This is a genomic window from Neorhizobium sp. JUb45 (assembly GCF_004343585.1).
Lineage (GTDB): Bacteria > Pseudomonadota > Alphaproteobacteria > Rhizobiales > Rhizobiaceae > Neorhizobium.
The window spans coordinates 61,397-74,651 of the sequence record NZ_SLYW01000006.1 but is presented as its reverse complement, the minus strand read 5'-3'; the positions used below and the strand labels follow the sequence as shown (position 1 = coordinate 74,651).

Genomic DNA, 13,255 nt, shown 5'->3' with positions numbered 1-13,255 from the left:
ACTCCAGTGGGGAAGCGTCAATGCAATTTTCCGCGAAAGCCCCAAATGGCAAGCGCGACGTCTATCTCGTTGTCGCCAAGCTCCTTCATGGCCACCAGAATATGCGGACGCTGCTGGTAGGTTTCCATAGTCAGTTTGGCCGACGCATCATCGGCCACCACGCAGACAGACCGCTGTTCAAACAAGACCGAGCGCTTGGAATTCGGGGAGTTTTCGGGAGAAACACCGAGCGCCAAATCCACTTCGCCGTCCATCATCTGGCGGACCATGCCTCTTCGGTCAGAATGTGTGACAACGAGAGATACGGTCGGCGCCTCGCGCCGTAGGAGTGGTATAAGCCTTGGCAGAAGAACGGCCGAGCCGAAACGTGCTTAAGTGCCGCCTGCATCTCGGCCACAGAACATTTTGGCGCTCGGGAAGCCGACTAAACAAGCAGGTCGAGATGCTGTAAGTACTCACGGTACCAGCCCCTCAGCGCATTCTTGGTGGGATAACCCAACCGGCGGATGGTCGCGTTAAGCCGCCTACCGAGCCGGATACAAAGCTCAACCGCTCGTAGTCTGCCCGCGTAGGAATACATCAACTACCTCCTGGTGGTCCAAGTTCTCGCACCCCGCCGAGTCAGTTTTCAGCGGCAACCAAAAGTCCACCTATGCGTGCAATCGCAATATTAACGAAGTGAATAGAAATTTTCATCAACAGATATACGTTAGATCCGAATATGAATTGAAATGCTTATCATCAATTGACCGCCAACACCGTATTTTACTATACAATAAACGACGTATATTTACCTTATCTCGATTATAGGCGATGATTCTCTGCGAAGCCCTACCGCTAGCTCTCCTAAGGTTCAAATGTCCCATCACGCTGCGAAGGCCTCACGAGAATCCGATTGAAATAGCCGCGGGAACTCCGATATGCCCGACCTTATGCTTGCCACGGGTCCACGAGCACAACGCCAGTTCCTTGAAAATCCTGAATGTTGCGCGTCACGACCACATGCCCGTGCACGAGCGCTGTGGCGGCAATGATTGCATCAGCTTCGTTGCGGCGATCAGGAACGTGTAAGTGAGCGCAGCGCGTCGCAATTGCATCATCGATAGGTATGATCCGCTCAGAAAACTCCGGACGAACCCGGCTATCCATCCATGCCCGCAGGCGAGAACTCTGCGTAACGTCACGAAGTTGAATGTCGAGTATGCCGCGCTCAAGCTCTAGAATTGTGATCGCAGAAATATACAAATCACGCGCTTCCTGCCCGCTTATCCACGCCGTCACGTTCGGATCTGCTTTACCGTCGCCCACCTTCCGGAGTTCGGAAACGACGTTTGTGTCGAGCAAATATTTCAAGACAGATCGACTTCGCGAGCTGCTATGATCGCTCTGGGCGGATCGAAATCGATGTTCGACAAGCCTGGCATTGATAGGACATCGACAAGATTGTGACGTTTACCTGTCAGGCGCTCGAACTCACCATACGTCATCAACACGTGCGAAGGCCGGCCTCGATCGGTAATAACCACTGGTCCCGTCTCCGCAGCCTTTTTTGCTCTGCCGACATCGTGGTTGAATTCCCGGCTGGTCAAGCTGCTGGTACCCATATGCGCCTCTATGTAGGAACGTATCTACATATAGCGCTCTCGCTTTCGATGCGCAATGCTCTCAATGCACTTCGTGTCCCAACTTGAGCTTTTAAGCTCTTGAAAGTGTTGGTTTTCGTCCGGATCTGATCCGCTCTTGCGTTTCCAAGCGATCCGCTCCTACTAAGAAAACCTCGGTCGATCAGTATCTTGACACTCTTAAATGGCTCAGTACGAGATAGAAAATTGGCTTAAAACTTGCTGAAACTCAACACAGGATGTCGGCGGGCACCAGAAACACGAACTCTCCACGAAGGCAATCAATGCCAGCCAGAACGTGGCGGCCTTCGAGCCGGCAAGCGACATCGTCCAGTCGTAAAGCTTCTTGATCATTGTGGAAGTGCCCCATTGGCTTGGCGGATGTACCGGCCTGCGACCATCCAGCATGATGAAACCCAGGCGAGGCCACCCACCCATCCTGCGATGACGTCGGTCGGGTAATGCACGCCGAGATAGACACGTGTCGTGCCGATCATCGCAATGACGAGACCGGCGAGCGCGAAAACGAACACTCGGGCTCTTCTGTTTGGTTCACGGCGTGCAAGGACGATCGCCATCGAAAGGTAGACGACTGTCGACACCATCGCATGGCCGCTCGGGAAGCTGAGGTCGTTGACGCTGACAAGGTGCGAAACGATATCGGGCCGCGGCCGGGCAACCATCCATTTCAAGGCGTTGCTCAACACCCAGCCGGACAAAACCGACAGGAAAACAAACAATGCCTCCCGCGAGCGTCCAAGGATCGCCAGATAAACGGCCGCCGAAATCGTGATGATCGACAGTACAGTGACGCCACCGAGACTGGTTATATCCGTCGCCGCATGCTGGAGCCAGGAAGGTCCAACGGGGATGGAGAGATTGTCGGCATGGCGAAAGAGCAAAATACCGAGCGTGTCAAAACCAAGCGTCTCCCCTTCGCGAACCTCGCTCGCCAGACGCTGCAGAAAAGCGACACCGACCAGGACCGGCAGCAAAAGATGAAGTGGAGCCTGTCGGTAGAAAGATTTCATCATCTCGACTTGTCCGAATGAATAAGCGCCTTCAGTTGAAAAGACGGCGAAAGTTTTTGAGACCGGTCTGCGGCAACTTGGACCGGCACGGCGGTTGGCCACGGGGAGCAGATGGTTTCCCGATCCGACCACGATGTCGGCAAGGCCCTCTGCAATTGCGTCAGGAACCTGACAGCCACATGAACGCCATCGAGAAGCGCGGCATTCTTCGCCGGCGTCGCCGACCTCTCTCGGGCCGGGGGGGGGGAAACGATGGCTGGGAGTTCAGCATGCTGTCAGAATCGGCTGCCATGCGGCATGACGGAAAAGAAACCTGAAGCCTGCGCCGGACAGGCAGTCGCTTGCGCGGCCCCCGGAAATTTCGCCAATATGGTGCCGGTCGTCCGGGCGTCCTGTCTAATGTGAGGAATATCTAGGATGCAGCAAAGCACAGCCTCTCCTTCTGTCTCCCCGTGTGCAGTAAATGCGCCGAATGCCTTGTCTCTGAGGGTCGATCTGCCGGCAACGACACGTTCCATGGCGATCCGTTTCGATGTGCCCAGGGGTTCCATTCTCGGTGTTCAGGGCCCCTCCGGCGTCGGAAAAACCACCATGCTGAGAATGATCGCCGATCTCGACCGGCATCAAGGATCCGTTCATCTGGGCGATCAGGCCCATACGGACCTGTCCGGCCCGGCCTGGCGACGGCATGTCATGTATGTGGATACCAATGCAGGCTGGTGGGCGGATACCGTGGCAGATCATTTTGATCCGCTGGACGAGATAAAACCGCTGATGGACCGGGTCGACCTTTCGGCGGAACTGCTGACCCGACAGCCGCAGACATTGTCCACCGGCGAACGACAGAGAATGGCCCTGATCCGGGCACTGGTGCGCAAACCGGTTTTTCTTCTGCTCGACGAACCGACATCGGCACTCGATGAGGAAACCACACTGTGGGTCGAAATGCTTTTGTTCGACGCAAGGACTAATGGCACCGGCATGGTCATCGTTACCCACGATGCGGCCCAATCTGCGCGGCTTGCGGACCAGACTTATATCATGCGGCGGGCGTGATGATGGTTTCGCTGACGGTCACCGATCTCGGACTTGCTGCGGCGTTGCTGCTGGCAAATGCCATCCTGATGTCGCAATTTTCCCTTGGCGACTATCGCTCGCTGATCTGGTCTGCGGCGCGCATGATCGTTCAGTTGCTGATGGTCGGAACAGCGCTACGTTTCGTGTTTTCCTACAATCTGACGTGGCTGACGCTTTTGGTGTTCACTGTCATGCTGACCGCTGCAAGTTTCGAAACCGGCGCACGATTGCCGGCGCGACTGGCTGCAGGGTTGCAGCTTGTCATCAATGGAACTTCCATAACCATTTCGACGAGTGTGATCTCCGCCTTCGCTCTCGTCACGGTCTTCGGCTTTGATGGTTGGCTGGATGCAAGGCACGCCATTCCGATCGCGGGCATCATCCTCGGCACGGCGATGAACTCCGCCAGCATTGCGCTCAACACTTTCTTCAACGGCATCGCGCTCGAGCGAAATGCCATCGAAGCGCAGCTTGCCCTCGGCAGAACCCGATGGGAAGCGCTGGCACCCTTGGTGAGGCGATCGATCAGATCGGGCCTGCTTCCGGTCACCAACCAGATGGTTGGTGCTGGCATCATCACCATGCCGGGCATCATGAGCGGCCAGATTCTCGCCGGACAGGATCCGTACGAGGCCGGCAAATACCAGATTTTCCTGATGCTTCTGCTCGCCTCCTGCGGCGCACTCAGCACCTTTGCCTCGGTTCTACTGACCGTTCTGGGAACAACGGATGATCGTCACCGTTTGCGAACCGATCGCCTGAGCTAGAGGTGAAAGCGAACATGTCACGACCGCATAGGCAGAAGATTGAGAAGGCCTAATATTCAAGTCAGATATGCTTTTGCTCTTGAAGGTATCTGCGCCTTTGGCCCGCTGTTGTGATGAGCTAACGTGTTGAAATAACTGATCCGCTCTGTGCTGATGTTGCGGGCGTGAACCGCACCGGGTTTGCGGGAGGCCATTTGGTTTGAGTTATGCGGCCAGCATGGCGTAGTAGCGGTCTTCAGCCTCGGCTGGCGGTATATTTCCGATGGGTTCCAGAAGTCGTCGGTGGTTGAACCAGTCGACCCATTCCAGAGTGGCGAATTCCACCGCTTCGAAGTTCCTCCATGGTCCGCGCCGATGAATGACCTCGGCCTTGTAGAGGCCGTTGATCGTTTCGGCGAGGGCATTGTCATAACTGTCGCCGACACTTCCGACAGAAGGCTCTGTGCCCGCATTGTTCGGACGACGTTGTGTTGCCCCGGTGCTGGCGCAATTGGTGACCGATCACCCCAAATTGGGACTGAACATCTCTTTTAGCGACCGACCCGTCGACTTGATCGAGGATGGCTTTGACCTCGCTGTACGTAACGGGTCAATCGGCGCTGGCAACGGTCTTATCACGCGGACCGTCGAATCTGAGCGCATGACCGTCTGTGCTGGACGCGATTATCTCGAACGGTACGGTCGGCCTGCGTCGCTTGAGGCACTGACATCCCATTGGGCAGTCATCTACAGCCGTGCGGGCAGTATCAGGTCGTGGCAGTTCCCTACGGCAGATGGCAGCCTCACAGAGGTCACGCCGCCTACCCGTTTGCGCCTCGATGATCTCGAAGCCATCGCCGGTGCTGCTACGGCGGGTCACGGTCTCGCGTGGCTTCCGTGCTGGCTGGGTCGGGATCGGCCTCAAGCGGAAACGCTTGAGGCGGTGCTCGGTCATTTGCCGCAGGTTGTCTTTCGGACACATGCGCTTTGGCCGTCGGGGCCACATATGCCGCTGCGCGTCCGTCTAGCACTTGACGCTACTGCGGCGGCATTTGCCGGCAGCACCGAAATCATGCCTCTGCCCGTGAAGTCATAAGGTGACGCCTCTCGGCGGATGTAGCAGCGCCAGTACGAGCTTGAACGTCTGCCAAGAGCTAAAGGCGGCTTTCCGCCTCGCGCCAAAAGCCGACATTGAAGACTCATCAACGGCGATTCAACGTTTTGTCATAGTAACGCGTGGCTGCCTCGACCCTGTCGCCGTTGGCCTGAGCCCATGCGCACAGTGCTTCAAACGGCTCCCGCAGAGAATGGCCCAATGGAGTGATTGCGTATTCCACGCCGATCGGCTGCGTCGGTAGCACCGTTCTCGTGACAAGACCGTTACGCTCAAGTCTCTTCAGGGCATCGGACAGAGCCTTATGCGTGATCCCATCAAGACGCCGTTTGATTTCATTGAAGCGCGAGGGTTTGGGGCAGATTACCGTCAGTATCAGGATCGTCCATTTGTCGGCGATCTTGTCGAGCACCGGACGAACCAGCGGCATGTCGCAAAGCGCGCGGTGAGACAGGGCTTCCAGGTCGGTATAGTCGTCCATATCTAGGCTATTCCAGGTGCGTAATTGATATCAGATATCCATCGTATATCATCCCGAGATCATTCAGTGAAAGGATTTACGATGGCTCGAATGGATAACAAGGTTGCGCTGGTTGTCGGTGGCGCCAAGGGTATCGGCTTGGCAATTGCAGAGCGGCTTTCTGCCGAAGGGTCGAAAGTCTTCATCACCAGCCGTAGAAGCGAGGATGTCGAGAAGGCGGCCGAAGGCATTGGCAATGGTGCGACCGGCATCACCGCGGACGCGAGCTCTCCGCAGGATATGGTAGTTGCGGTTGAGAAAGTGCGTGAAGCACACGGTCGCATTGACGCGCTTGTTTTGAATGCCGGTCTCTCCGAGCCCTCGCAGATCGCCGAGATCACGCCGGAGCACTTCGATCGTCACTTCGACGTCAACGTCAGAGGGATGGTGTTCGGCCTCCAGGCAGCCCTACCCGCAATGGCAGAAGGCAGCTCGGTCGTCCTCGTCGGGTCTATTGCCGGAAACGCGGGATATCCGGGCTACGGAACTTACGGCGCCACCAAGGCGGCCGTTCGGGCCTATGCCAGAGCCTGGACGGCAGAACTCGCGCCCAAAGGCATCAGGGTCAACGTCGTCGCACCCGGCCCAACGGATACGGAAATGATGGCTTCTGTCGCGGAGGACACTCGCGCGGCTATTGTCGCCCCGATCCCGATGGGCCGCATGGCGCGGCCTTCAGAAGTGGCTGCTGCCGCCTTGTTCCTGCTAAGCGATGATGCCAGCTACATCGCGGGTGCTGAGCTGTGCGTCGACGGCGGGCTACAGCAAGTCTAAAATGCATTCGAAATGGTGTAGTCGACTTGAAGTGTTCGGGTACACCAGACACGCTTATGACGGGCGAGAGAATGCGCTCTTAGAAGCCCACGTCATTGCTCTATGGATGCAAGCCATTGGCGTCATAGGCCGGCTACTTACCGATGTATGCCGCCAATTCATCGGGTGTCCCGTTCGGGAAGGCGTGTTTCAGGAACTCGAGGAAAGCCGACACTCGTGCGCTGAGTAGTCGCCGGGACGGGTAAAGAGCCCATAGGGCGATTCCTGCCCCCTCGACATCACCCAAATGCCGCAAACTTCCGTCGGCCAGATCGTTGCTTACCAAAGAGATAGGAAGTCGTGCGACGCCGACCCCGGCGCGCACGGCATCCCGAACCATGATAAGTGACGACAAGGCGAGGACGGGATCGACCCTGATCGTTTCGGAGCCTTTCGCTCCTGAGACGTTCCAGACCTGCTGACTGCCGGCCCCTCTTACTACGCCGGGTACTGCGACGTCCCCAACCGGACTGGAAAAATCGGGGCTGGCCACAACCACCAGCCGATCATGGAGAAAGGCGCGGCCGACTAGGGATGCGTCTGGGGCGGGATTTACGCGGATAACGAGATCATAAGCTTCCTCGATCATGTCGACAGCCCGGTCTTCGTTCGTGATTTCCAATCTCACTTCGGGATACTTCAAGGCGAACCCGGCGGCGATCTTGCCCATGGCGGTCTGAGAGAACAGCAATGGAGCGCTAATCCGGAGTCGTCCCCGAGGCGTGTTCCCGCCGGAAGCGATGGCGGCGGCAGTCTCGTCGATCTCCGTCAGCAGGGCACCGATCCGCTCGTGGAGAGCCCTGCCTTCTTCGGTGAGTTTCAACATCCGTGACCCGCGCTCGAACAAGCGCAGACCGAGGCTGGCCTCCAATTCAGCCACGCGTCGGGACAGCGTCGCTTTAGGTCGTCCTGCGGCCCGAGCGGCTCTGCCGAATCCCCCGTGTCTCGCGACAAGGACAAAGTCGGAAAGTGAAAGAAGGTCCATAGCGTTCCACCGGTGAGACGGAAGGTCTATATTTACAATCTATTGGATCGAAAGTGAACCACTCATATTCGGGGTGTCTTCAAGACACAAACAAAACACGGAGAACCTGAATGACCATTCTAGTTACAGGCGCAACGGGCAATATCGGCCGGCACGTCATCCATCAGCTCGTTGCCCGCAACGCCGATGTCCGCGCCCTTGTCCGCGATCCCGCGAAGGCGAATTTTCCGGAAAGCGTTACCGTCGCCCAAGGCGATCTTCTGGACGTCGACGCACTTCGCAACGCAATGTCCGACGTCTCGACACTGTTCCTGCTCAACGGCGTTGTCGCCGACGAGTTCACGCAGGCGCTGATCGTGCTCAACGTGGCCCGCGAGGCACGAATCAAGCGTCTCGTCTATCTGTCGGTGATCCACAGCGACGTCTACGTGAACGTGCCGCACTTCGCTGGCAAGTTTGGTGTGGAGCGCATGATCGAACAGATGGGCTTCGACGCTACCATTCTGCGTCCTGCTTATTTCATCCAGAACGACATCACCATCAAGGACGTCATCTCGGGCTACGGCGTCTACCCCATGCCGATCGGTTCACGGGGCCTCGCAATGATCGACAGCGCCGATATCGGCGAAATTGCCGCGCTTGAACTGCTGCGCCGCGCACAAGCGATCGATCCGCTGCCCACTACGCGACTCAACCTCGTTGGTCCCGATACCCTGACTGGCGAAGATATAGCTGCCATCTGGTCCGAGGTTCTCGGTCGTGAGATCTCCTACGGCGGCGGCGACGTCGAAGCTTTCGAACAGAACCTGCGTACCTTCATGCCGAGCTGGATGGCATATGACATGCGCCTAATGAGCGAGCGCTTCATCAGCGACGGCATGCGCCCTGAGGACGGAGACGTCGAGCGCCTTACCAATCTTCTCGGCCGCCGATTGCGCTCCTACAGGGATTTCGCCGTCGGCATCTCAAAGTCCGCATAAGCTCTTATCATCCAAATTTTCGAGACAAGGAATCACATCATGATCTATTCGACCGCCACCGTTTCCGTAAATCCCGAGGGCGAGTTTCCTCTGACCCGCGCCCAAGCCTGGGCAGGGCTTGAACTCAAGGCCCGCGACGCTCGGCTATTCCTGCCGCCGGGTCTGTGTACCCGATGCGACGTGGTAGAAGAAAGCGCCACACACTTCGTCCGCGAGGCGACTATTGCCGGGGCCGATCTACGCGAGATCATCTCGCTGGAAACCGAAAGGAAAGTAACATTCTTTCAGGCAACCGGGCCACGCGAAGGGGCGATCGTCAACGAACTCTTCGAGGACGCGACAGGTGCGCTGCAATTGCGCTTCTACTGCTATCTCGGCCTACACGGCAAGGAACCCAACGGTCCGGAGGAGGAGCGCGACCAGGCACAGTTCGACAGTGATCAAGGCTACAAAGCTGCCCTTCTCTCGACACTCAAGCGAACCCGCGAATTAGTCGCTAAAGGCAAGGTCTGAACGTCCAACATCAATGTCGTTCGCGGGACAGCCATCGACAGGAATCGCCGGACAAGCTCAATGGATGACCATCAGTCAATGGAGGCACGTCTGCAGGTCGCGATTGGTCGAGCCTTGCAACGGTGTCAATCCCGCCTTCTTCCGCCATTTCGACCGTCGAGTTAACCGAAGGCAGCTAACCACGCCTCGCCATTTTGACGCAGTCGCTTGTTAGAGCCTTCGTGGAGATCTTCCGGGACCAAACACCTAGGATGCCACTCCAACATTATACGCCAAAATAAGGCTGTTGATTAATGACCCAAGAAAAAGAGACAGGCTCTGGGGCGTTCCAAGTGGAGGCCCAACGACCAAGATCCATATGGCAGTGGATGCTCTTGGCCGACCATTGAAGCTGGTCCTCACACCACGCCAAGTTGGTGATGCGCCGCTTGCACCGGCGCTTCTCGACGAGCTTTCGCCAAACCGTGTACTCGCTGACAAAGCCTAAGATTCAATTGCTCTGCGAAACCTCATCGCCGACATGGGCGCTGAAGCAGTAATCCCGTGCACGTGGATGCGGTGAATGTCGATTGCACGAAAACACGTTTGTCAGCCTCAGCAGAGGTCGTCACGATACGACTTCCGATTGTTGCCGGAACAACAAAGCGTGAGCCCGAACAAAACCTCGCCTGTTTGCTTGAGAGATTTCGCTGCTGCTTCATATAGCTTTGCAGGCAAGGCAGGTTGCCAAACAATCGGCAGGTTTTTACGGAGCATGATCATGAATGTTACGCGTCTTTGCGATCAAACCTGGTCGGCTCTGCTGGATGAACGGGACGGAAAGCCGTCGCAATGGCCGGCATTTGCGGATGTCGCTGCTGGTGAACTCTATCGCCCGCTGGCGCGAAGGACCGGCCGGCCAATGGTCATCGCACAGGTCGGTCAGTCGCTTGACGGCCGTGTCGCAACACTGAATGGCGATGCCCGTGACCTGTCCGGGCGCGATGGCTTCAACCATCTCCATCGAATCCGGGCGCTTGTCGATGCCGTCGTGGTCGGTGTCGGCTGCGTCCTGGCGGACGATCCGAGGCTGACCGTGCGCAATGTCAGCGGGCCAAACCCGGTCCGCGTCGCCATCGATCCCAACGGGCGCATCCCGCTCGGCCTGAAATTGCTCAATGACCAGTCGCGGACCATCATCGTCCAAGCGGACGATATCGCCCCGAGGCACGATGTCGAGACGATCACGCTGTCACGCAATGCCGCCGGTTTGCTGGAGCCTGCGGATATTCTGGCATCCCTCGTGGCACGGGACCTCACCAGTATCCTGATCGAAGGTGGAGCGACGACGATCGAACATTTCCTCTGTCACGGATTGCTGGACCGCCTGCATGTGTGCATTTCACCGATCATTGTCGGATCCGGGCTGCCGGGATTGAGCCTGCCGCCGATCAAGGCATTGTCGCAGGCACTGCGCCCGCGCGTCACCACCTATAATCTGGGAAGCGACATCCTTTTCGATTGCGATTTCCGAGCCGGCGCGACGCCCGGGTTAAACGCGGTCGCGGCCAGCGGCGTTGCTGCGGAATAGGCTCTCATATCGCTTCGGCCGGCAGAAGCGGTCATCGCAGGGCGAGCATGTCCCAGTGGCCGATCTCGCAATTGCTGTCGGCATGATCGAGCCGATAGTTGCGCCAGTCTTCCACCACGGCATGATCCACCAGCCCCGTTTCGGCAGCGGCTGTCGCCATGCCGATGATGAACTGCCGCTGCAGTTCCACCTCGCCGGCGCCAAGCCGCCAAGGACTTTTGCCAGTCAAAACACGAAAGCCGTTTGTCCGAAGGATATCGCGCAACACGCCTTCCGCCACGGGCCCGAGTGCCGGCCCGAACCCCTTGTCCCGCCTCTGGTGCATGTTGAAGGCGTTGACGATGCGGGCATCCGCCACGTGGGCGTGATCCCATATGCACCGTCCGTCAAAGTTCAGCGCCGTGTAGAAACCGCAGTCCCGCTTATCCAGCGAGGATACCAGCATGTGCAGAAACGTCGACGAGACCAGATCGAGAAGTGCGGATGCCGTCACCAGTCGTGCCCGTTTGAAAAGCTCCGGTGATGGTTCGCCGAGATCGGTCTGTACGCAGTCAAGCGTCATGCCGTTGTGGTTCCTGCTTGCGGCTTCGGCCAGAAGCAGGGGATCATTGTCCACCAACTGCCATTGCCATCGTGTCGCGGCCGGCAAGAAGGCCCGCAGTGTCGAGCCGGTGCCGCAGCCGAGATCGACGACGGTAACCGCATTGCCGCCGGCATCGGCATATGCGGTCGCGTTTTGCAAGAGTCCGGCGTCGCGCGCGGCATGGTCCGCCGGTTCTCGCAGGTCGAGCCAGCGTGTTTCAAATCCGCTCATCCAATATCCTTCAGAAAATCCGACAGCGTCGCAGCCGTCATCGGCCAGTCGGGCAAGCAGTGTCCAGCAGCAAGAGATCCGTCGGCAAAATCCCGTCTCCTATATGGCGCGTCGATCAGGCCCGCCAGAGCATCAGCAAATCCGGACACGTCGCCCGGCGCGACCAGAATACCCGCGCTTTCGTCCACGACATCGGGAATGGCGCCGCCACGGCAGCCGACGATCGGCAGGCCACGCACCATCGCCTCCGCGAATGCCATGCCAAAACCCTCATATCGGCTCGCAAGCGCAAAAATGTCGGCGCGGTCGTATTCGGCGGCGACATCCGCGATCTCACCGGTGACGGTGATCCGGTCGGCCAAACCTGCCTCGACGATCTGCTGCCGCAGGTCATGCGCGCAGGTGCTATCCATCCTGTCACTGCCAACGATCCGGCATCGCCAAGGCCTGTCGGCAATACGGCCGAATGCCGATACCAGCGTGGCGTGATCCTTGCGCGGCGTCAGCGAACCGACCGACAGGATCTGCAACGCGTCGTCGCCGCTGCCGCGCGCCGGCGGCGCCTTTTCTGTTCCCGGCACGGCAACATGGATACGCTCGACGCCAACACCGAACTCCGCGACCAGTGTTCGTGCCGTTGCCGGACTGGTGACGACAACGCCGCGCGTTGCACCAAGCGACGTCCTCTCGCTTTTCCTCAGTTTCACTGCGGTTTCCGCGGAAATGCCGGTCTCTAGCGCCAATGGGTGGTGGACGAGGGCGACCAAGCGCAGCCTTTGGCGCTCGGCAAGCGCGATCTGCGGCATCGCGCCGAAGGCCAGGCCATCCACGACGACGAGCGCATGTTGCGGCACTGCCGCCAACCGGAGCGCCGTTTCCGCAAGCTCCGCGTCGCTCGGATCGGGAAAACCGGCAGGCAGTTGCAGATGGTCGATGGTCCAGCCGAGTAATCGCAGTTCGTACATCATCCGGCGATCATAGCCGTAACCGCCGCTCAACGTGTCGAGATCTCCGGGAATCGCGAAGACGAGATGGCGATTGTTTCCTGTCCCGCTCAAATCGCCGCCTCGTACCAGGCGCGCGCCACGTGGCTTTCATGCAAGGTGATCTTCAGGCGCTTGATCCGCATGCCGCCCGCCCCGAGCCTGCCCGCCTGGATGGCGTCCCGCAACTGGTCGAAAACGTGCTTGGCAAGCACCTCGGTCGTCGTCACCTTGCCGCGAAAGACATCGAGTTCATCGAGGTTCTGGTAGTTCAGCGGCGACAGCGTTTCCTTCAGGATCGTCGTCGCCAGACCGATATCGACGCCCAGCCCGTCCTCGTCGAGATCTTCCGTCATGAAGGCGGCATCGACCACAAAGGTTGCGCCATGCATGCCCTGCGCCGGACCGAAGACCGGACGGGCCAGGCTATGGGCAATCATCATGTGGTCACGGACTTCAACTGCAAACATGCTGTTTCCTTCGGTTC

At 58.3% G+C, this 13,255-nt stretch carries 16 protein-coding genes and 2 pseudogenes; 7 read left to right on the top strand and 11 right to left on the bottom strand.

Going from position 1 to position 13,255, the window contains the following annotated elements; genetic code table 11:
• Positions 1-17: 17 nt before the first annotated feature.
• The 5 genes and pseudogenes from EDF70_RS21495 to EDF70_RS21475 form a co-directional block, all read right to left on the bottom strand.
• Complete coding sequence (locus EDF70_RS21495; protein WP_132277762.1) at positions 18-347, bottom strand: LysR substrate-binding domain-containing protein; 330 nt, start codon at positions 345-347, stop codon at positions 18-20.
• 583 nt (positions 348-930) lie between these two features.
• Positions 931-1,353, bottom strand: coding sequence for a type II toxin-antitoxin system VapC family toxin (locus EDF70_RS21490; RefSeq protein ID WP_132277760.1), 423 nt, complete (start codon positions 1,351-1,353; stop codon positions 931-933).
• Positions 1,350-1,604 (bottom strand): type II toxin-antitoxin system Phd/YefM family antitoxin, encoded by a 255-nt coding sequence (locus tag EDF70_RS21485; RefSeq protein ID WP_132277758.1) that lies wholly within the window; start codon positions 1,602-1,604, stop codon positions 1,350-1,352. Before EDF70_RS21485 ends, EDF70_RS21490 begins: the two co-directional genes overlap by 4 nt.
• A 253-nt stretch (positions 1,605-1,857) precedes the next feature.
• Positions 1,858-1,976 (bottom strand): annotated as a pseudogene (locus tag EDF70_RS21480) (DedA family protein); the annotation flags it as partial.
• Entirely contained in the window at positions 1,973-2,656 is a 684-nt protein-coding gene (locus EDF70_RS21475; RefSeq protein WP_132277756.1) for a phosphatase PAP2 family protein, read from the bottom strand. The pseudogene EDF70_RS21480 and the gene EDF70_RS21475, both read right to left, overlap by 4 nt.
• 513 nt (positions 2,657-3,169) lie before the next feature.
• Between EDF70_RS21475 and EDF70_RS21470 the strand changes: the two genes are divergently transcribed.
• Positions 3,170-3,709, top strand: coding sequence for an ATP-binding cassette domain-containing protein (locus EDF70_RS21470; protein WP_165932092.1), 540 nt, complete (start codon positions 3,170-3,172; stop codon positions 3,707-3,709).
• Entirely contained in the window at positions 3,709-4,497 is a 789-nt protein-coding gene (locus tag EDF70_RS21465) for an ABC transporter permease (RefSeq protein WP_207908288.1), read from the top strand. Before EDF70_RS21470 ends, EDF70_RS21465 begins: the two co-directional genes overlap by 1 nt.
• 204 nt (positions 4,498-4,701) lie before the next feature.
• On the opposite strand, the pseudogene EDF70_RS21460 reads toward EDF70_RS21465, so the two are convergent.
• A pseudogene (locus EDF70_RS21460) lies at positions 4,702-4,947 on the bottom strand (integrase core domain-containing protein); the annotation flags it as partial.
• Position 4,948: 1 nt separating this feature from the next.
• On the opposite strand from EDF70_RS21460, the gene EDF70_RS21455 reads away from it, so the two are divergent.
• Positions 4,949-5,572, top strand: coding sequence for a LysR substrate-binding domain-containing protein (locus tag EDF70_RS21455; RefSeq protein WP_245519291.1), 624 nt, complete (start codon positions 4,949-4,951; stop codon positions 5,570-5,572).
• A gap of 106 nt (positions 5,573-5,678) precedes the next feature.
• Here the strand turns inward: EDF70_RS21455 and EDF70_RS21450 are convergent, their stop codons facing one another.
• Positions 5,679-6,071 carry a helix-turn-helix domain-containing protein gene (locus EDF70_RS21450; RefSeq protein WP_132277748.1) on the bottom strand — a complete coding sequence of 131 codons (393 nt, stop codon included), beginning with the start codon at positions 6,069-6,071 and terminating at the stop codon, positions 5,679-5,681.
• 81 nt (positions 6,072-6,152) lie between these two features.
• Here EDF70_RS21450 and EDF70_RS21445 point away from each other — a divergent pair, with 81 nt between their 5' ends.
• A complete protein-coding gene (locus tag EDF70_RS21445; RefSeq protein WP_132277746.1) occupies positions 6,153-6,884 on the top strand; it encodes an SDR family oxidoreductase in 732 nt (243 codons plus the stop codon).
• A 133-nt stretch (positions 6,885-7,017) separates the two neighbouring features.
• Here the strand turns inward: EDF70_RS21445 and EDF70_RS21440 are convergent, their stop codons facing one another.
• The gene (locus tag EDF70_RS21440; RefSeq protein ID WP_132277744.1) at positions 7,018-7,908 is read right to left on the bottom strand and encodes a LysR family transcriptional regulator; all 891 of its coding nucleotides are present in this window, start codon (positions 7,906-7,908) and stop codon (positions 7,018-7,020) included.
• 110 nt (positions 7,909-8,018) lie between these two features.
• Between EDF70_RS21440 and EDF70_RS21435 the strand changes: the two genes are divergently transcribed.
• From EDF70_RS21435 to EDF70_RS21420, 3 genes are all read left to right on the top strand, one after another.
• On the top strand, positions 8,019-8,888 hold the full coding sequence (locus EDF70_RS21435; RefSeq protein WP_132277742.1) for an NmrA/HSCARG family protein: 870 nt from the start codon (positions 8,019-8,021) through the stop codon (positions 8,886-8,888).
• Positions 8,889-8,927: 39 nt separating this feature from the next.
• Entirely contained in the window at positions 8,928-9,401 is a 474-nt protein-coding gene (locus EDF70_RS21430; RefSeq protein WP_132277740.1) for an AtaL-like protein, read from the top strand.
• A gap of 760 nt (positions 9,402-10,161) precedes the next feature.
• Positions 10,162-10,971, top strand: coding sequence for a dihydrofolate reductase family protein (locus tag EDF70_RS21420; protein WP_245519272.1), 810 nt, complete (start codon positions 10,162-10,164; stop codon positions 10,969-10,971).
• A gap of 31 nt (positions 10,972-11,002) precedes the next feature.
• On the opposite strand, the gene EDF70_RS21415 is transcribed toward EDF70_RS21420, so the two are convergent.
• The 3 genes from EDF70_RS21415 to EDF70_RS21405 are packed head-to-tail and all read right to left on the bottom strand — an operon-like array spanning position 11,003 to position 13,238.
• A complete protein-coding gene (locus tag EDF70_RS21415; RefSeq protein WP_132277734.1) occupies positions 11,003-11,785 on the bottom strand; it encodes a class I SAM-dependent methyltransferase in 783 nt (260 codons plus the stop codon).
• Positions 11,782-12,843, bottom strand: a complete 1,062-nt coding sequence (locus EDF70_RS21410) for a glycosyltransferase family 4 protein (RefSeq protein WP_245519271.1) — start codon at positions 12,841-12,843, stop codon at positions 11,782-11,784. The genes EDF70_RS21415 and EDF70_RS21410 overlap by 4 nt, the downstream gene beginning before the upstream one ends.
• The gene (locus tag EDF70_RS21405; RefSeq protein WP_132277732.1) at positions 12,840-13,238 is read right to left on the bottom strand and encodes a 6-carboxytetrahydropterin synthase; all 399 of its coding nucleotides are present in this window, start codon (positions 13,236-13,238) and stop codon (positions 12,840-12,842) included. The genes EDF70_RS21410 and EDF70_RS21405 overlap by 4 nt, the downstream gene beginning before the upstream one ends.
• Positions 13,239-13,255: the final 17 nt, after the last annotated feature.

Coding starts and splice junctions, on each gene's coding strand:
- EDF70_RS21415 (WP_132277734.1), bottom strand. CDS start 11,785: ATGAGCGGATTTGAAACACGCTGGCTCGACCTGCGAGAACCGGCGGAC.
- EDF70_RS21450 (WP_132277748.1), bottom strand. CDS start 6,071: ATGGACGACTATACCGACCTGGAAGCCCTGTCTCACCGCGCGCTTTGC.
- EDF70_RS21475 (WP_132277756.1), bottom strand. CDS start 2,656: ATGATGAAATCTTTCTACCGACAGGCTCCACTTCATCTTTTGCTGCCG.
- EDF70_RS21470 (WP_165932092.1), top strand. CDS start 3,170: ATGGCGATCCGTTTCGATGTGCCCAGGGGTTCCATTCTCGGTGTTCAG.
- EDF70_RS21445 (WP_132277746.1), top strand. CDS start 6,153: ATGGCTCGAATGGATAACAAGGTTGCGCTGGTTGTCGGTGGCGCCAAG.
- EDF70_RS21430 (WP_132277740.1), top strand. CDS start 8,928: ATGATCTATTCGACCGCCACCGTTTCCGTAAATCCCGAGGGCGAGTTT.
- EDF70_RS21405 (WP_132277732.1), bottom strand. CDS start 13,238: ATGTTTGCAGTTGAAGTCCGTGACCACATGATGATTGCCCATAGCCTG.
- EDF70_RS21440 (WP_132277744.1), bottom strand. CDS start 7,908: ATGGACCTTCTTTCACTTTCCGACTTTGTCCTTGTCGCGAGACACGGG.
- EDF70_RS21465 (WP_207908288.1), top strand. CDS start 3,709: ATGATGGTTTCGCTGACGGTCACCGATCTCGGACTTGCTGCGGCGTTG.
- EDF70_RS21435 (WP_132277742.1), top strand. CDS start 8,019: ATGACCATTCTAGTTACAGGCGCAACGGGCAATATCGGCCGGCACGTC.
- EDF70_RS21420 (WP_245519272.1), top strand. CDS start 10,162: ATGAATGTTACGCGTCTTTGCGATCAAACCTGGTCGGCTCTGCTGGAT.
- EDF70_RS21485 (WP_132277758.1), bottom strand. CDS start 1,604: ATGGGTACCAGCAGCTTGACCAGCCGGGAATTCAACCACGATGTCGGC.